The 17,719-nt window shown below is 64.1% G+C and carries 17 protein-coding genes; 5 read left to right on the forward strand and 12 right to left on the reverse strand.

Translation table 11 applies throughout. From position 1 onward, the window contains the following. The first annotated feature begins 10 nt into the window (after positions 1 to 10). The 3 genes from IF199_RS16905 to IF199_RS16915 are packed head-to-tail and all read left to right on the forward strand — an operon-like array spanning position 11 to position 3,362. Entirely contained in the window at positions 11 to 1,207 is a 1,197-nt protein-coding gene (locus IF199_RS16905) for an amidohydrolase family protein (protein ID WP_192558168.1), read from the forward strand. Continuing rightward, complete coding sequence (locus IF199_RS16910) at positions 1,204 to 2,691, forward strand: amidohydrolase family protein (protein ID WP_192558169.1); 1,488 nt, start codon at positions 1,204 to 1,206, stop codon at positions 2,689 to 2,691. Before IF199_RS16905 ends, IF199_RS16910 begins: the two co-directional genes overlap by 4 nt. A gap of 11 nt (positions 2,692 to 2,702) precedes the next feature. Then, positions 2,703 to 3,362, forward strand: coding sequence for a flavin reductase family protein (locus tag IF199_RS16915; protein WP_085730718.1), 660 nt, complete (start codon positions 2,703 to 2,705; stop codon positions 3,360 to 3,362). Positions 3,363 to 3,401: 39 nt separating this feature from the next. Here the strand turns inward: IF199_RS16915 and IF199_RS16920 are convergent, their stop codons facing one another. The 8 genes from IF199_RS16920 to IF199_RS16955 all read right to left on the reverse strand — a co-directional run bounded on the left by IF199_RS16920 (position 3,402) and on the right by IF199_RS16955 (position 12,124). Then, the gene (locus IF199_RS16920) at positions 3,402 to 4,061 is read right to left on the reverse strand and encodes a DUF799 domain-containing protein (protein ID WP_102621786.1); all 660 of its coding nucleotides are present in this window, start codon (positions 4,059 to 4,061) and stop codon (positions 3,402 to 3,404) included. Then, entirely contained in the window at positions 4,058 to 4,426 is a 369-nt protein-coding gene (locus IF199_RS16925; RefSeq protein WP_192558170.1) for a DUF4810 domain-containing protein, read from the reverse strand. Before IF199_RS16925 ends, IF199_RS16920 begins: the two co-directional genes overlap by 4 nt. A gap of 29 nt (positions 4,427 to 4,455) precedes the next feature. Next, positions 4,456 to 5,142, reverse strand: coding sequence for a CsgG/HfaB family protein (locus IF199_RS16930; protein ID WP_162130490.1), 687 nt, complete (start codon positions 5,140 to 5,142; stop codon positions 4,456 to 4,458). 294 nt (positions 5,143 to 5,436) lie between these two features. Beyond that, a complete protein-coding gene (locus IF199_RS16935; protein ID WP_208491896.1) occupies positions 5,437 to 8,535 on the reverse strand; it encodes an error-prone DNA polymerase in 3,099 nt (1,032 codons plus the stop codon). Continuing rightward, positions 8,511 to 9,926: a Y-family DNA polymerase gene (locus IF199_RS16940; protein WP_192558171.1), complete on the reverse strand. Its 1,416-nt coding sequence runs from the start codon at positions 9,924 to 9,926 to the stop codon at positions 8,511 to 8,513. The genes IF199_RS16935 and IF199_RS16940 overlap by 25 nt, the downstream gene beginning before the upstream one ends. A gap of 7 nt (positions 9,927 to 9,933) precedes the next feature. Beyond that, positions 9,934 to 10,551: a translesion DNA synthesis-associated protein ImuA gene (gene imuA, locus IF199_RS16945; RefSeq protein ID WP_011334534.1), complete on the reverse strand. Its 618-nt coding sequence runs from the start codon at positions 10,549 to 10,551 to the stop codon at positions 9,934 to 9,936. Continuing rightward, positions 10,551 to 11,168 carry a transcriptional repressor LexA gene (gene lexA / locus IF199_RS16950; RefSeq protein WP_192558172.1) on the reverse strand — a complete coding sequence of 206 codons (618 nt, stop codon included), beginning with the start codon at positions 11,166 to 11,168 and terminating at the stop codon, positions 10,551 to 10,553. Before lexA ends, imuA begins: the two co-directional genes overlap by 1 nt. 38 nt (positions 11,169 to 11,206) lie before the next feature. Next, positions 11,207 to 12,124, reverse strand: a complete 918-nt coding sequence (locus IF199_RS16955; protein WP_192558173.1) for a LysR family transcriptional regulator — start codon at positions 12,122 to 12,124, stop codon at positions 11,207 to 11,209. A 103-nt stretch (positions 12,125 to 12,227) separates the two neighbouring features. Between IF199_RS16955 and IF199_RS16960 the strand changes: the two genes are divergently transcribed. Both IF199_RS16960 and IF199_RS16965 read left to right on the forward strand, forming a co-directional pair. Beyond that, on the forward strand, positions 12,228 to 13,982 hold the full coding sequence (locus IF199_RS16960) for an amidohydrolase (RefSeq protein ID WP_192558174.1): 1,755 nt from the start codon (positions 12,228 to 12,230) through the stop codon (positions 13,980 to 13,982). A gap of 102 nt (positions 13,983 to 14,084) precedes the next feature. Next, the gene (locus tag IF199_RS16965) at positions 14,085 to 14,822 is read left to right on the forward strand and encodes a TorF family putative porin (protein ID WP_192558175.1); all 738 of its coding nucleotides are present in this window, start codon (positions 14,085 to 14,087) and stop codon (positions 14,820 to 14,822) included. A 22-nt stretch (positions 14,823 to 14,844) separates the two neighbouring features. On the opposite strand, the gene IF199_RS16970 is transcribed toward IF199_RS16965, so the two are convergent. The 4 genes from IF199_RS16970 to IF199_RS16985 are packed head-to-tail and all read right to left on the reverse strand — an operon-like array spanning position 14,845 to position 17,700. Continuing rightward, a complete protein-coding gene (locus IF199_RS16970) occupies positions 14,845 to 15,123 on the reverse strand; it encodes a DUF971 domain-containing protein (RefSeq protein WP_192558176.1) in 279 nt (92 codons plus the stop codon). Next, positions 15,120 to 16,082, reverse strand: a complete 963-nt coding sequence (locus tag IF199_RS16975) for a HEAT repeat domain-containing protein (RefSeq protein ID WP_192558177.1) — start codon at positions 16,080 to 16,082, stop codon at positions 15,120 to 15,122. The genes IF199_RS16970 and IF199_RS16975 overlap by 4 nt, the downstream gene beginning before the upstream one ends. Then, positions 16,079 to 16,927, reverse strand: coding sequence for an ABC transporter ATP-binding protein (locus tag IF199_RS16980; protein ID WP_192558178.1), 849 nt, complete (start codon positions 16,925 to 16,927; stop codon positions 16,079 to 16,081). Before IF199_RS16980 ends, IF199_RS16975 begins: the two co-directional genes overlap by 4 nt. Further along, positions 16,927 to 17,700: an ABC transporter permease gene (locus IF199_RS16985; protein ID WP_192558179.1), complete on the reverse strand. Its 774-nt coding sequence runs from the start codon at positions 17,698 to 17,700 to the stop codon at positions 16,927 to 16,929. The genes IF199_RS16980 and IF199_RS16985 overlap by 1 nt, the downstream gene beginning before the upstream one ends. Positions 17,701 to 17,719 lie beyond the last annotated feature (19 nt).

Genomic DNA, 17,719 nt, shown 5'->3' on the forward strand with positions numbered 1-17,719 from the left:
GAGGTATGAAATGTCCCACCCCCGCTGGCTCAGAAACATCCGCCCCTACGGCGCCCCCGCCGAAGACCTGCTGATCGAAAACGGCCGGTTCAGCCAACGCCGCCCGGCCTCCAGCACCCCGCTGGCCGCCACCGACATCGACGGCCAGAACCAGTTGCTCACCGCGCCGTTGGTGGAAAGCCACGTCCACCTCGACAAGACCCTGTACGGCCAGCCCTGGCGCCCGAACAGCGCCGGCCCGACGCTCAAGGACTACATCAGCAACGAGCGCCGCGTCCTGCGCGAAGTGAAAGCGCCGATTGCCGAACGCGCCGGCGCCCTGCTGGAAAACTGCATCGCCCGGGGTTCGCTGACGATGCGTTGCCATGTCGACATCGACCCGGAATTCGGCCTGCGTCACGTCGAAGCCATGCAACAACTGCGCGAAACCTACAGCGACCTGATCGACCTGCAACTGGTGGTGTTCCCGCAAACCGGCCTGATCAGCCGCCCCGGCACCGCCGAGCTGATGCGCGAAGCCATGGCCCTGGGCGTGGAAAACGTCGGCGGGCTCGACCCGTGCGGCATCGACAACGACCCGATCGCGCAACTGGATTTCGTGTTCAAACTGGCCAGTGAATTCCAGCGTGGCGTCGACATTCACCTGCACGACAAAGGAGAACTGGGCCTGTGGCAGATCGCCCGGATCGCCGATTACACCGAGCGTTTCAACCTGCAGAACCGGGTGATGATCAGCCACGCCTATTGCCTCGGCATGCTGCCGTGGAGCCAGGTCAAACCCGTCGCCGAACGCCTCGCCGCGCTGGGCATTTCGCTGATGAGTTCGGCGCCGGCCGACTGCGCCGTTCCGCCGTTTCTGGCGCTGCGCGAGACCGGGGTCAACGTGTGCCTGGGCTCCGATGGCATTCGCGATGCGTGGTCGCCGATGGGCAATGGCGACATGCTCGAACGGGCGATGTTGCTGGCGTTCCGTTTCGATCTGGGCAAGGACGATGAATTGGCAGCGGCGTTCGAAGCGGCGACAGTCAACGGTGCGCGCGCATTGGGGATCGAGGATTACGGTTTCGCCATCGGCCGGCCGGCGGACTTTCTGCTGATGCCGGTCGAGACGCTCGGTGAAGCGGTCGTTTCGCGCCCTGTGCGTCAGGTCTATCGCGGCGGCGAATTGATCGCCAGCGGCGGTCGCTTGCTGGGCAGCCGTCTGTGAATCGGATCGGCCTGAAGGCCAGTTGCGTTGTCGGTTTCGACGGCACGCAGCATGTGCTGTGGCGTGACGGAGAAGTGGTGTTTGCCGGCTCGCGGATCGAGTTTGTCGGGCGCGGTTATCAAGGGCCGGTGGATCAGTGGATCGATTACGGCAATGCGCTGATCGGTCCCGGCTTCATAGACCTCGACGCCCTCGGCGATCTCGATTCCACGGTACTGACCCTGGACAACGGCGACGAACGCAGCATGGGCCGGATGTGGTCGGCAGAGTATCTGGCGGCCGGCCCGCGTGAGTCGTTCAGTCCGGAAGAAGAGGTCTTCAAATACCGCTACGCCTTCACCCAGTTGATCCGCAACGGCATCACCACGGCGATGCCGATCACCTCGATGTACTACCGCGAATGGGCGGAAACCTACGACGAGTTCGCCGCTGTCGCCGACGTGGCGAGCGAACTCGGGCTGCGCACCTATCTCGGCCCCTGCTACATGAGCGGCATGAGTTACTGGCGCGCCGACGGCACCCTCGCCCATCACTGGGATGAGGCGCGGGGCCTGGCTGGACTGGACGCGGCTGAACGGTTTTTCAAGGATTTTGATAGTGCACACGCCGGGCTGATTCGCGGTGCGCTGCTGCCGGATCGCATCCAGACCTGCACCCCGGCGCTGCTTCAGCGCACCTCCGCCCTGAGCCGCGAACTGAACGCACCGATGCGTCTGCATTGCTGTCAGGCGCCCGGCGAAGTGGCGATGGTCGAGCAGTTGCGCGGCACCACGCCGCTGGGCTGGTTGCAGCAACTGGATTTGCTCAACCCGCGCAGCCTGTTGCCCCACGGCATCTACACCTCGGGCGATGACGATTTGCAGCGGGTCATTGATGGCGGTGCCAGTCTGGTGCACTGCCCACTGGTGTTCGCCCGCGACGGCGAGGCACTGAATTCGTTCGGACGTTATCGCGCCAAGGGCATCAATTTCGCCCTCGGCACCGACACCTGGCCGGCGGACTTGCTGGCAAACATGCGCCACGGTTTGAACATCGCACGGCTGATGGAGGGCGGCTCGGCGCTGACAAGCAGCCTCGATCTGTACAACACCGCCACCCTTGGCGGCGCCAAGGCGTTGGGCCGTGACGACCTCGGTCGGCTGGCGCAGGGCGCCAAGGCCGACATCACCGTATTCAGCCTGCGCGGCCTGCATCTGGGCCCGTTGTTCGACCCACTGAAAAACCTGCTGCTGGCCGGGCGCGGCGACGACTGCATTGCCAGCTACATCGACGGTCGTTGCGTGATGCACGACGGTCAGGTCAACGGCGTCGATTACCCCACTCTGCAACGCCAGGCCCAACGCCAATACGAAAAACTGATGCGCAGCCACAGCGACCGGGCCTTTGGCCGACCGGACTGGAAAACCCTGTTCCAGCCGGCCATTCCGTTCGCCGATGACTACAGCGCCGAAGCGCCCTTGAGCGCCATCGATCCACTTCTTTAGAGAAAACTGCCATGCACAGCTTCGATTTCAGCCAACTGAGCCCACGGGAAAAATACAAGATTCTGATCGGCAGCGTGGTGCCGCGCCCGATTGCCCTGGTCACCACCATCGACGGCGAAGGCCGGGTCAATGCGGCGCCGTTCAGCTTCTTCAATGCGCTGTCGGCGGACCCGCCCATTCTCGCGCTCGGCGTGGAGAACTACGGCGACCAGAGCCCCAAGGACACCACCCGCAATATCCAGATGAACCAGGAATTCACCGTCAACATCGTCAACGATGCGCTGGTGGAAGCCATGAACGTCTGCGCCGTGCCGTTCGCGCCGGGCTTCGATGAGTTGACCGCTGCGGGCCTGACGGCGATCCCCGGCACTTCGGTCAAATGCCCACGCATCGGCGAAGCACCAGTGGCGCTGGAGTGTCGGCGGATGATGGCACTGAACATCGGTCAGTCGCGGGAGATCATTTTTGGCGAGGTGTTGATGGCGCATGTGCGCGACGAGTTGATCGACCCGAAAACCCTGTACATCGATCAACTGGGGCTGGATGCGATCGGGCGCATGGGCGGCCATGGTTATGCACGGACCCGGGATTACTTCGATTTGCCGACCCGCTCGTTGCAAGCGTGGACGGAGGCGCCGGGGGGTGGCGAGCGGTTCTGGCCCGCCAAATAAAACGGCGGCTCACCGAGGTGGGCCGCCGTTACAGGTCGATCAGTCAGTGCCGTACTTCGGCGACCGTGGCCCGTACAGCAGGCCTGCCGGATGACCGGCCGACAGCAGACGATTGCTGGCCACACCGGCAATCGGGTAGCCGGCATCGGTGGAGCTGTTGACGATCTGTTTCACCGCAGCGGTGATCAGTGCGCCGATCAGGCCGCCGCCACTGTTGTTGCCGCCCTCTTCGCTCGACGCCCGGGCCGAACCGGTCCACAGGGTGGTGCCGGTTTTCAGGTCGACCAGTTTGGCGCTGGCGGTGACAGCGGTTTCGCTGCTGATCACCATGTAGCGTGTGCCGTACTCACTGACGGTGATGTACAGCGCCGCGTCGGCGCCGAAGATTTCGTGCAGTTTGTTGGCCGGCGCCTGATGGATGTCATCCGGCGTGGTCAGGCCGTTCTGGCGGAACGTCTCGTCGACCAGCGTGATCGGCAATACGTAGTAACCGGCTTCGGCCAGCGGGAACGTCACTTGCGACAACAGGCTGTAGGACGCCTTGACGTCCGGCGAGGTGTTCAGCGGTGGCAGCACCAGTATGGATTTCGGGCGCGCTTGCTTGTACGCCGAATAGTCCACGGCCTTCGGGGCAACGCAGCCGCCGAGAACGGTCAGCGCCAGGCCCGCGGCCAGCAGTTTCAGGGCGCGCGCGATCATTTGGCGTCCCCGGTCTTGGCGTTTTTAAGCAGAAAATCCATGTACGTGCCGGACTCGGGGAACAGGGTCTTTTCGGTGCGCAGTTGCTGCACCATCTGATCGTCCTTGCCCATGCTCAGGTACAGCAGACCGAGGTGTGCGTGGTAACCCGGCGGTACGGGCTTGCCACTGGCGCGGATCTTTTGCAGATCGGCTTCCAGCGCTTCGGCCTGGGCCTCTTTCGGCGTTTCGCTTTTGAAGTATTCGTAGACTTGTGGCTGGTAGCCTTCCCACTGGTACAGGGTTTGCGGGCTGCTGCAACCGGCCAGCAACGCGCTGGCAGCCAGTGTCATGGCCATCAACGGCCGGGACAGGGACAGATTCATGGTGTGTTGCTCCTTGCGTTGGGCGTCTATCAGTTGCCCGGTTTCCAGGCACCGGCGTTCATGCCATCGACCAGGCGATTGATCGCCTCGCGCATGGCCAGATCGAGGACTTTGCCGTTGAGGGTGGAGTCGTAGGCAGCAGTGCCGCCGAAGCCGATGATTTCGCGGTTGGACAAGGCGTATTCGCCGGCGCCCTGGGTCGAATACACCACTTCGGACGTGCTGATGTTGACGATGTTCAGGTTGACCTTGGCGTAGGCGACCTGGGTCTTGCCACGGCCGAGAATGCCGAACAGTTGATGATCGCCGGTCTCTTTGCGGCCGAACTCGGTGACGTCACCGGTGACCACGTAATCGGCGCCTTTCAGACGCTGGGCCTGCCCCTTGATCGCCGCTTCCTGCTGGATTTCGCCCATGTTGTCGCGATCGAGTACGGAGAAACGGTTGGTCTGCTGCAGGTGAGTGATCAGGATGGTCTTGGCCTGACCGCCGAGGCGGTCAACGCCGTCGGAGAAGATCCCGCGCATGTAGCTCGAACGGTTGTCGAACTTGCCCACGGCCATCGGGATACGGACACCGGACCAGGCCTGAGAGGCGCTTTCCACCTTGGCCACCGGCAGTGCGCGGGAGCTTTCGGTGGCGCAACCGGAAAGCGAGCCGGCCAGGGTGCCGAGGACGGCAATCGCAACGCCCGAGACCAACATCCGGGAGATCATTCTCACTGTGCATTCCTTCTGAAAAATGATGTGTCCCGGCACGGCAAAAATCGTGGGGGATCGGGAAAGGGCGCGCATTATGCCAAAGTGCCATCAGTGAAGACAGGTTTTTTTGACGTCAGCGAATTGGCTTTCGTATCGGCCAGCAGCCGTCAGTTGCCGATCGTTCCCACGCTCCGCGTGGGAATGCATCCCGTGACGCTCTGCGTCACAGTGGACGCGGAGCGTCCATGGCGGCGTTCCCACGCAGAGCGTGGGAACGATCACTAACGATCAACACAGGTTCAGAGGTTGTCAGTGGAAATCGCGGCTTTGCACCCGAATGCCGTTGAGCAACGGGCTGAGGTCACTCAAGCGTCCGGCAATCAGATGCCGGACTTCGCCTTCACGCTCCCAGCGGCCATCGACCTTGAGCAGTTGCGAGCCCACCAGCACCTGACGCTGGCGCTCGGCCAGATCGCGCCAGACCACCACGTTGACGTTGCCGAATTCGTCCTCCAGCGTCACGAAGGTCACGCCGCTGGCGGTGGCCGGTCGTTGGCGGCCGGTCACCAGCCCCGCCACGCTGACCGGTCGCCCGTGCTCGACCTCCAGCAACTCCCGGGAACTGCGACAGCGTCGTGCCCGCAACTCATCGCGCAACAACGTCAGCGGGTGCGGCCCCAGCGTGGTGCCCAACGTGGCGTAATCGGTGAACAAATCTTCGCTGACACTCGGCGTCGGCAGCAGCACATCCGGCTCTTCCTGACTCGGCAACCCGGCAAACAACCCGAGCTGTTTCTGCACCCCGGCCACTTCCCAGCGCGCCCGATGGCGGTGACCGGCCAGCCCCCGCAGCGCTCCTGAGTCCGCCAGCAACGCCTGAGCCCGACTGTCGAGCCCGGCCCGCTCGCCCAGATCGGCGACATCGGCAAACGCGCCCCTCGCCCTAGCGTTTTCAATGTTCCGCGCATCTTCCTCGCGAAAACCCTTGATCATGCGCAAGCCCATGCGAATCGCCGGTTGCTCGCCGGCAATCGGCTCCAGACTGCAATCCCAGTCACTGGCGCGCACGTCCACCGGGCGGATCTGCAAATGATGGCGGCGCGCATCCTGGAGAATCTGATCCGGGCTGTAGAAACCCATCGGCCAGCTGTTGATCAGCGCACAGGCAAACGCCGCCGGTTCGTGGCACTTGAGCCAGCAACTGGCATAGGTCAACAAGGCAAAACTGGCGGCGTGGGACTCGGGAAAACCGTAACTGCCGAAGCCTTTGATCTGTTCGAAGATCTGCGCGGCGAATTCCGGGGTGTAGCCGTTTTTCTTCATGCCGGCAGCCAGCCGCTCCTTGTGCGGTTCCAGCCCGCCATGGCGCTTCCACGCGGCCATGGAGCGGCGCAACTGATCGGCCTCGCCGGGGCTGTAGTCGGCGGCGACAATGGCGATCTGCATCACCTGCTCCTGAAACAGCGGCACGCCGAGGGTGCGCTTGAGCACCACTTCCAGCTCCGGTGACGGATAGGTTGCCTTTTCCTCCTTGTTTCGGCGGCGCAGGTACGGATGCACCATCCCGCCCTGGATCGGCCCCGGCCGGACGATGGCCACCTCGATCACCAGGTCGTAGAAGTTCTGTGGGCGCAGGCGCGGCAGCATCGACATCTGCGCCCGGGACTCGATCTGGAACACGCCGATGGTGTCGGCGCGGCTGATCATGTCGTAGGTCGGGCGATCGTCAGGCGGGATGGTGGCCAGGCTCAGATCCTGATGGCGATGGCGACGCAGCAGGTCGAAACAACGGCGGATCGCACTGAGCATGCCGAGGGCGAGGATATCTACCTTGAGCAGCCCGACCGCATCGAGGTCGTCCTTGTCCCACTGGATGATCGTGCGGTCGGCCATGGCGGCGTTTTCCACCGGCACCAGCGTGTCCAGCGGTTGCTCGGAAATCACGAAACCGCCGGGGTGCTGCGACAGGTGCCGGGGGAAGCCGATCAGTTGCCCGGTCAGGCTCAGCACCCGGTGCAGGATCGGACTGTCCGGGTCGAAGCCACTTTCGCGCAGGCGTTCCACGGGCGGCGTTTCATCGCTCCAGTGGCCGCAGCAGTCGGCCAGCGCATTGATCTGGTCCGGCGGCAGGCCCAGCGCCTTGGCCACATCGCGCACCGCGCCGGCGGCGTGATAGGTGCTGACCACCGCCGTCAGCGCCGCACGACGGCGGCCATAACGACGGAACACGTATTGCAGGACTTCTTCCCGGCGCTCGTGTTCGAAATCCACGTCGATGTCCGGCGGTTCGTTGCGCTCCCTCGACATGAAGCGCTCGAACAGCAGCGTGGTGCGATCCGGGTCGATCTCGGTGATGCCCAAGGCAAAACACACCGCCGAGTTGGCTGCCGAACCTCGGCCCTGGCAGAGGATTTTCTGCTCCCGGGCGTAACGCACCACGTCGTGCACGGTGAGGAAGTAGCTTTCGTAACCGAGTTCGGCGATCAGCTCCAGCTCATCGTCGATCTGTTTGAGCACCTTGGGTTGCGCGCCTTGTGGCCAGCGCCAGGCGATGCCTTGCTCGGTCAAATGACGCAGCCAGGAACTGGCGTCGTGTTCCTCGGGCACCAGCTCTTTGGGGTATTGATAGCGCAACTGGCCGAGGTCGAACGTGCAGCGGCGGGCCAGCCTCACCGATTCGTCCAGCAAGGTCTGCGGATACAACTCGCTCAATGCGTCGAGACTGCGCAAATGCCGCTCGCCATTGGGATGCAGACGCAACCCGGCCTCAGCCACCGGGACGTGATGACGGATCGCAGTCATGGTGTCCTGCAAGGCACGGCGGCCACGGGCATGCATGTGCACATCACCGCTGGCCACCGCTGGAATCTGCAACTCACCCGCCAGACTCAGCAGCGCGGCCAGCCGCTGTTGATCGTTCTGCCCGCGATGCAACTGCACCGCCAGCCACAAACGTTCGCCGAAGGTCTGTTTCAGCCAGCGGCCCTCTTCCACGTCGTCGACCGCCTCCGGCACCCACAACACCAGCAACCCCGGCAACGGTTCGCTGAAGTCCTCGCGCAGCACTTGATACTGGCCTTTCTGCGTACGCCGTCGAGCCTGGGTAATCAAGCCGCACAGCGCCTGATAACCCTCGATGTTTTCTACCAGCAACACCAGTTTCGGGCCGTTCTCGATGCGGATTTCGCTGCCGATGATCAGCGGCAGCTCCACGGACTTGGCCGCCTGCCAGGCACGGACAATTCCGGCGAGGGTGCACTCATCGGTGATCGCCAGCGCCTGATAGCCGTGTTTTTTCGCCCGTTGGAACAACTCCAGCGCACTGGAGGCGCCGCGCTGGAAACTGAAGTTCGACAGGCAGTGCAGCTCGGCATAACCCTGGTTCACGCGAACCAGCCCTGCAGCCACAAGGGACCGCCCTCACCCACCGCCCGGTACGCCCAGCCTTGCTGGCCGGCGCGGTTCTGGATCAGGTAATAGTCGCGGCGCACGTCGTCACCGTCCCACCAGCCGGACTCGATACGTTCCGGCCCCATGAGGATGCGCGCCGAACCTTCGGGCACGGTCTGCGGCTCGCCCAGCAACCAGCCCGGACGCTGCACGCCCGGCAACGCAGCGCAACGCTGTTTGTCATCGGCGCTCTGCCACGCGCACTCCGGTCGATGATCGGCCTGGAAGCGCAGGCCCTGCACCGCTTCATCCCCCAGCCGCGCACGCAGGCGTTCGCGCAGTTGCTCCCAGGGCAAGGTCTGCTGCGGGCGGTCGTCGAACAGTTCCTGAAACTGCGGCACGAAACTCGGCAGATCCTCGGCGCGCAGACGAAAACCGCGTACCGGGGCTTCGACCTGCACCTGCTCCAATCGACCACGGGCCAGCTCGAAGAGCATCGCCGGATCGCGCTCGGCGCTGAGCAGGCCGACCTTGATCAGAGTGTCCGGCAACCCGGCGTGTTCCAGGTGCAGATCGAAGCGCTGCACGCCGCTGTCGCGCCCGCACAGAAACGCCGACAGATCGCCCGTCAGGCGGCGCAACGGGAACAGCAGCGCCTGATGAGACTGCACGTCGAAATTGAGTTCGATGCGCACATCGAAGCGATCCGGCGGCAGGTAGAACGCCAGCGCAAGCGGCCGTGCGCCGAACAGCGTGTCCAGATGCTTGAGCATCGGCGCCTCGAAACGCCGGGCCAATGCCTGACGCGGCAGGCTCTGCACCTGATGAAGGTTGCGCAGGCCCATGCGCGACAGCGCCGTGGCCACGCTCGGCTCAAGCCCGACACGGTCAACCGGCAGTTGCCCGAGGTGATGGCGCAGGGCTTCACCGTCGGGCACCACCAATCCGTCATAGGCGTTGGCCAACACCCGCGCCGCCACTGGGTTGGGCGCGGCAACGATGCGGTGACGAAAGCCCAGCTCCGTCAGCTCAGTACGTAATCGCGCCTCGAACTGCGTCCAGGAACCGAACAGCCCGAGGCTCGATTCGATCTCGAACACCACGGTACGCGGGTAATGCACGCTGACCTGGGCGCTGAAACGATAGGCCCAAGCCGCGAGAAACTGCTGCCAGTGCTCGACCTCGGCCGCGTCGTAATCGACGGTGGCGAAACCTTTGCTCATGGCCTGCGCGGCGGTCATCGACTGCCCCGGACGCAAGCCCAGCGCCCGCGCCGCCGGATTGACCGCTTGCAGCACCCGGCGCTGGGCCGGGCCGCTGAGCAGCGCCAACGGTTGGTCGGGATCGGGGCGCTGACGCAGCACGGCGTCGAGGGCCAATTGCGGGAACAGAATGCAAACCCAGCGCATGGCGACCTCAATGCCCCACGGTAAAGGCAATCGGTGCGCTGCGCGCCAGCCCGCCCCGGCATTTGAGTACGCGCAATTGCGCCGGGCGGGCATCGATGGCAATGCGCAATGCGGCCGGCGACGGATTGACCGCTTCGCTCAAGGGTCGCCACGCGAACGCCAGGGTCTGGCCGGTTTCCGCCGCTACCTGCAAACGGCGCAAGGCGCGGTCATCGGCCTTGTGCGGCCAGCACAGCACTGCACCGCAACTGCCCGAACGCAGGCATTGTTCCGCCGCCCACAACGCATCGCGCTCGCTGGCCTGGATCACCGACAACTGCCGCAGATCGACCCCGGCATTGGCCCAGGCCTGCGGATACGGCACGAACGGCGGCGCCACCAGCACGATGCGCTCGCCCGCCGCCGACAGCCGCGCCAGGGTCGGCCACACCAGTTGCAGTTCGCCGACACCGGGCCCGGCCAGCAGTATTTCGCTCAGCGCCGCTTCCGGCCAGCCGCCACTGGGCAAGGCGGCATCCAGCGCCGCGTGCCCGGTGGGTTGCGGGCTGGCGGCCGGTGGCGCAGGCCGGCCCTTCCAGACCTGGCCACCATTGAACAGCGTATCCAGCGCGACGACGGCACCCATCAGCCTTGCCTCACCAGACCGCAGAACACCCCTTCGATGGCCAGGTCCTGATCGGCCCGCACGACAATCGGCTGGTACGCCGGGTTGCGCGGCAACAGGCGAACCTCATCGCCGGTCCGCTCGAAACGTTTGATGGTGACTTCACCGTCGAGCCGCGCCACCACGATCTGGCCGTTGAGCGCCTCGGGGTTGCGCCGCACGCCGACCAGATCGCCATCGAGAATGCCGTCCTCGATCATCGAATCGCCCTGCACCCGCAACATGTAGTCGGGCGTACGGGAGAACAGCGCGGGGTCGAGCATCAGCCGATTGTGGATGTCGGCATCGGCGCCGATGGGCGCACCGGCGGCCACCCGGCCAAGCACCGGGACTTCGAGCAGTTCCGGCCGCGCCGGTTGCCCGAGCAAACGAATGCCCCGGGCCTGATTCGGATTGACCTCGATAAACCCGGCTTCGGTCAGCGCCAGCACATGCTTGCGCGCCACGCTGCGGGAGGCAAAACCAAAAGCCTCGCTGATTTCAGCGAGGCTTGGGGGCTGACCGTGTTCGGCGATGCGTTCGCGGATAAAGGTCAGGATGGCGGTACGGCGGGGAGTCAGAGTCGTCATGGAGTACATTTGTACTCCTGTGGGAATTTCCTGACAAGCACCGCCAGTCAGCTCAAACCGCGTTCGGCGAGAAACTCTGAAATGTAATCAATGAACGCCACAACCTTGGCCGTCGCCCGCCGATGGCTCGGGTACACCGCCAGGATGTGCGGGCCGAAACTGTCCGGGTCGATCTCGTAATCGGCCATGACCCGCACCAGTCGCCCGTCAACGATGTACGGCGCGGCGCTCCACAGCGGTGTGTGCAGCAAACCGCGCCCAGCCAAAGCGCTGGCCAGCAGCAAATCGTAATTGTCGCTGCGCAACAGCGGCGCCGCCGGTTGCGCCAGGCTCAGGCGCTGGCCGTCGCGTTCGGCCCACCAGAATTCGCGGCTGAGCAACGGATGCCGGTACAGCAACCATTCATGTTGATCGAGGGTTTGCGGCGTGACCGGCAAGCCCTTGCGCGCCAGGTATTCGGGGCTGCCGCACAGCGCCAGACGATTGCTGCCGACCACCCGGGCAATCAGCCCCGGCAAGTCGTCATGCCCCTCGCGCAGTGCCAGGTCGTAACCGCTTTCCAGCAGATTGACGAATTCGTCGCACAAATCCACTTGCAGGCTGATCTGCGAGTATTGCTGCAAAAAGCCGTCACACACCTGATCGAGAAACGCCCGCCCGTAAGCCAGCGGCGCGGTGATTTTCAGGCTGCCGCGCAGGCCGTGCTGCAACTGCTCGATTTCCTCGCTGGCCTCATCGAGGCGCTGCAACACCTGTCGTGCGGTTTCCAGATAGAGCCGGCCGATTTCGGTCAGCAGAATCCGACGCGTGCTGCGCTCGAAGAGCCGCGCACCAAGTTCGGACTCCAGATGATTGACCGCTTTGGTCAGGGCCGACGGGGTTTTGCCCAGTTGCTCGGCAGCGCGGCTGAAACTGCCGAGCTGCGCGGTGACCACGAACATTTTCAGTGCACCCAGCTTGTCCATGCTTTTTCCATTCAGGCAAAAACGTTTTTCGTGAGGGAGGCGTTCTGTCGGGCGTTGACAGCCACTAATCTGGCCATCAGACGCAATAACAAGGAAATGTTCAATGAAAAGATTCATCCCGCTTTTCACCAAAAATGTCTTGATCGCCGCTGTGAGTTTTGCCTCGATGGAAGCCATGGCCGCCACCGATCTGGTGCTGCTCAACGGCAAGATTTTCACCGCCGACCGTGCTCAGCCGAAGGTTCAGGCGCTGGCCGTGGAGAACGGCAAGGTGCTGAAAGTCGGCACCGATGCGCAGATCAAAGCCTTGATCGAGCCCGGCACCCAAGTGATCGACCTCAAAGGCCAGACGCTGATGCCCGGCCTGATCGACAGCCATTCCCACGCGATTTTCGGCGGGCTGGAAATGGTCTCGGCGAACATGGAAGACGACGTGGTCGGTCTTGATGAACTGGAGAAACGCCTGCGCGGCTGGCGTGACGACGGCAAGGCCCGGCATGGCGATGTGTTGAGCGTGGCCGGCATGAGTTCGGCGTACTGGGCCAAAGCTGAGGCCCTGGGCAAAATCTTCAACCATGGCGAATGGGCTGAAGTACCCGTGGTGTTCACCGGCAGCGATCACCACACGGCGTGGGCCAACAACGTCATGCTCAAGCGCGCGGGCATCGACGCCGCACTGCTGAAAAACTTGCCGGACGCGGAAAAAGACACCATTGGCAAACTGGCCAGCGGTGAGCCGAACGGCTTTGTGGTCGACGCCGGTTGGGATCGCGTCGCCTCGAAAATGCCGGTGCCGAGCCCTGCCGATATGCTCAAGGCCGCGCAATCGGCGGTGCGCTTCAACAACAGCCTCGGCATCACGGCGTGGATGGACCCCGCCGCCAACGCCGCGCCGGGCGAGCCGGTGTTCGCCCTCAAGCCCACCGAGAAAACTGTCGGCGTGCTGCCGGCCTACAAAGCCCTGTCGGAAAGCGGTGGCATGACCGCCCACGTCGCCGCGCTGCTGGTGGCCAACCCGAAAAGCGTCCCGGCCGATCTCGACACCCTCGACAAGGTTCGCCAGCAGTTCCAGGGCATCCCCAACCTGACGCTGCCGGGGATCAAGATCTTCGCTGACGGCGTGATCGAATACCCGGCCCAGAGCGCCGCGATGATCGATCCCTACAGCAACTCCCACAAACAGGGCGAACTGCTGATTGATCCGCAGCACTTCGGCGAACTGGTCAGCGCCATCGACCAGCGCGGCTGGCTGGTGCACATCCACGCCATCGGCGACCGCGCGGTACGCGAATCCCTCAACGGTATCGCCCAGGCGCGCAAGGATCGACAAAGCGGCGTGACGCACTCGATCACCCACCTGCAAATGGTCAATCCGAAAGAGTTTGCGCGCTTCAAGCCATTGAACGTGATTGCCTCGATGCAATTGCTCTGGGCCAGCGCCGACGACTACACCACCGACATGATCAAGCCTTACGTCAGCGCCCTCGCCTTCCGCTATCAATACCCGGCGCACTCGCTGCTCAAGCAAGGCGCGACGATTGCCGGCGCCAGCGACTGGCCGGTGTCCTCACCGAACCCGTGGAACGCCATGGCCCAGGCCATCACCCGCACCGGGCCGCTGGGCGTGCTCAACGCCGACGAACGCCTGGACCGCGAAACCATGTTCTACGCCTACACCGTCAACGCCGCGCGGACCATCGGCCTGGAGCAACAGATCGGTTCCCTGAGCCCCGGCAAACAGGCCGATTTCATCGTGCTCGATCGCGACGTGTTCAGCGTCGACGACAAGGCCCTGCATGACACCCAGGTTCTGCAAACCTGGTTCGCCGGCCGCCTGGTCTACGCACCGACCCTCTAATAACAATCGCCGTACCCCCTGCCCGCCCCCGCGCCAGCCGCCGGGGTCCGGCGCAGCCTTGCCCGCTTCCTGCCCATAACAATCACAACATCGGGACTTCACATGAAAGCCATGCCCCTGCTCGCCCTCACTTCCTTGAGCCTGCTGCCCTTGAGCAGCCACGCGATCCCCTTGAACGATGATTTCGCGGTGCTGGTCGACCTGACCCTGGCCAGCGACTACCGCACTCGCGGCATCTCCCAGACCCAGAACGACCCGGCCGTGCAGGCCGGTCTGACCCTGGCCCACAGCAGCGGCCTGTACCTCGGCGCGTGGAGTTCGAACGTCGATTTCGGCGGCGGCCTGAAAACCCGTCAGGAAGTCGATTACTACGCCGGCTGGCTGTGGCAGGCCACCGAGCAGGTGAGCCTGGACCTCGGCACCATTCGCTACGTCTACCCCAGGGAAAGCCAGTTCAATCAGACCGAGGTCTACGGGATTCTCGGCGTCTACGGCGTGAAGCTGGCGGCGTACTACTCCAGTGATGCGCCGGGCATCGACAGCAAACAGAGTTCGCTCTACAGCTACATCGGCTATGAAACCGAATTGCCGTTCGACTCCGGGCTGAAGCTGCGCTACGGCAACATGGACTTCAAGGACCCGCATATGTATTCGGCATCCGGTCACAGCGAAGAGTCCTACCGGGAGTGGGAAGTCAAACTGACCCACAACCTGGCCGGCGTGGTGCTGGGCCTGAGTTACATCGACACTGACCTGTCGCAGAACCAGTGCCTGAGCAACTGGGGCTTCAAGGATGTGTGCACGGCGACGGTCGTGGCCAGCGTCAGCAAATCCTTCTGAGCCCCGGTTGATTGCGGTGAGTTCAGGGCGAGAGTTGCGCAAGGTATTGCCACGGGTAGATCCCGCGCTGATGACCATCGCTGAACACCAGTTGCAGGCCGTAACCCTGGGGGTTGAGCTCGATCACACGCACTCGATCATCCACCAGCGGAATCGAACCTCGCAGGCGAAACGCCCGGCACTGCGAACACGGGCACTGGCGGCGCAGTTCGGCATGGTCGAGCAACTGCTCGCGGCCATCCGGCCAGCTCAGCCGCAACCGGTGTTCACTTTGGGAATTGCCGATCGCCAGCGGATTCATTGCAGCTGACTCAAGGCAATTCGCACCGCTTTGCGCACTTCCGGGTCGCCGTCATCCTGCGCGGCCTGCAACGCGGCCACGGCCCCGCGATCATTCAGTTCGCCGAGGGCCAGCGCGGCTTCCTTGCGCAGGTTGCTGATGCGATGGCCGAGAGTGTCGATCAGGGCGTCGAGGGCCGGCACGTAACGCAAACGGCCGAGGCTGCGAGTGGCGCGCAGGCGCACTTGCCAGTAGTCGTCGGCCAAGGCTTCGATCAGCGCCGGGCCTGCGTCGGTGTGGCCGACCTTGCCGAGGGTGGTCGCGGCTTCTTCGCGTACTTGCCAGGCTTCGTCCTGCAAGGCCTGACGCAAGGCCGGCAGCACGTCAGCGCCACTCGCCAGGCCCAAGGCGCCGGTGGCGGCGCGACGTACTTCGGTGTCCGGATCATTGCTGGCCAAACGTGCCAGCGCCGGCAAGGCATCCAGCTGTTTGAGCCAACCGAGCACGCCGACGGCTTCGCGACGGACACTGGCGTCGGCATCGCTCAACGCTTGAATCGCGGCGGGTGCGGCGCCGGGGAAGCGCAACTCGCGCAACGCCCGGAACGCGGCAATCCGCACGCCGGTTTCGGCATGGGCGGTCCACGGCAGAATCACCCTGCCCGCCGCTTCGGTTTTGAGCAGGCTCAGGCTCTGCGCCGCAGCGGCTTGCACCGCTGGCGACGGATCCGTCAGCGCCTGGCACAGCGCTTCTACCACCGGTTCGTCTTCCCAGGCTTCCAATAGACGTGCCGCTTCGGCACGCACTTCTTCGGCCGGGTCTTCGGCCAGACGCTCGACCAACCAGAGCAGACCGTCCGGCTCTTCGAGGTCGGCCAGGTCGATCAGGGCAATCCGGCGCACTCCGGCGTCATCAGCAGTCAGGCGCGGTTGCAGGGCAAGAATGTCGTCGTTATCGGTCACAGCAAAAAATGAGGTCACAGGGCAAATCTCGGCAAGGCGTTTTCAGGAGGCAAACCGAGCGGATTGAGGCGCGGCAGCGGTCGGTCGTTGTCGTGGCGCAGCAGGTCGAGGCAGTGGCGCTTGAGGCGCGAAAACTCGCTGCTGGTGACCAGTTCGGTGGTGCGTGGCCGGGGGAAGTCCAGACGCAGGTCTTCGATGATCCGCCCTGGTCGCGCGCTCATCACCAACAAGCGGTCGGCGAGAAACAGCGCTTCGTCGATGTCATGGGTGACGAACACCACCGTGGTGCGAATCCGCGTCCAGATGTCCAGCAGCAGTTCCTGCATGTTCAGTCGGGTCAGCGCATCCAGCGCGCCGAAGGGTTCATCCATCAGCAACAGCCGTGGCCGGTTGACCAGCACCCGGGCGATTTCCACCCGTTGCTGCATGCCGCCGGAGAGTTGATCCGGCCAGCGTTCGGCGAAGCCTTCAAGGCCGACCAGTTTGAGGATTTCATCAGCGGCGCGATGGCGTTCGGTCTTGCCAATGCCGCGCATCTTCAGCCCGAAGGCGACGTTGTCGCGCACCGTGCGCCACGGGAACAGGGTGTGATGCTGGAACACCATGCCGCGCTGTGGCGACGGGCCGGACACCTCGGCGCCGTCGACTTTCAACTGCCCGTCATGGGGTTGCAGATGCCCGGCCAGCGCGCCGAGCAAAGTCGACTTGCCGCAACCGGACGGGCCAAGAATGCACACGAACTGGCCGGGTTCGATCTGGCAATCCAGCCCCTGCACCGCTTCAAACGCTTGCCGGCCCTCGCCGAGGACGATGGATAACTGGCGGATGTCGATCCGCCCTTCCGGGGTTTGCATCACGCTCATCAGGCTTTTCCTCGCGGTCGGTGCCAGGGCGTGAACAGACCGCCAAGGCGTTTGATCAGCAGGCTGCTGCCCATGCCCAACACGCCGATCAGCAACATGCCGACCACGATGTCGGCGTAGTTCTGAATGGTGTAGGACTCCCAGGTGTAGTAACCGATGCCGAACTGGCCGGAGATCATTTCGGCGGTCACCAGACAGAACCATGAGGTGCCCATGCCGATCGCCAACCCGGTGATGATGCTCGGCGCGGCGCCCGGCAGGATCACTTCCAGCAGGATCGCCCGGCGTCCGGCCCCGAGGCTTCTGGCCGAGGCGATCAGGCGCGGGTCGACACCTTCGACGCCATGCACGGTGTTGAGCAGGATCGGGAACAGCGCGCCGGTGAAGGTGATGAACACCATCGACAGCTCCGACGACGGGAACATCAGGATGGCCAGCGGAATCCATGCGACGGCGGGGATTGGGCGCAGCACTTCCAGTGGAGGCAGCAGCAGGTCTTCGGCCCATTTCGAGCGGCCGATGGCCAGGCCCAGGGCGATGCCGATCACCAGCGCGGCGAGGTAGCCAGCGAAGACTCGGCCGAGGCTGGCGCTCAGGTGCTGGATGAGCTTGCCGGAGTCGCCCAGGCCGAGGGCGGCTTCGATGACGGCCAGCGGGGTTGGGACGTTGGCGAAGGTGACGAGGCCGAGGTTCCAGTGATGGCTGGCGGCGAGTTGCCAGAAGAGCAGGCAGAGCAGCAGTGAGGCGGCTCGGGGGATCCAGCGTGAAAGCATATATCACCTCTGATCGTTC

The sequence above is a fragment of the Pseudomonas allokribbensis genome, from assembly GCF_014863605.1.
GTDB classification, from domain to species: Bacteria; Pseudomonadota; Gammaproteobacteria; order Pseudomonadales; family Pseudomonadaceae; genus Aquipseudomonas; species Aquipseudomonas allokribbensis.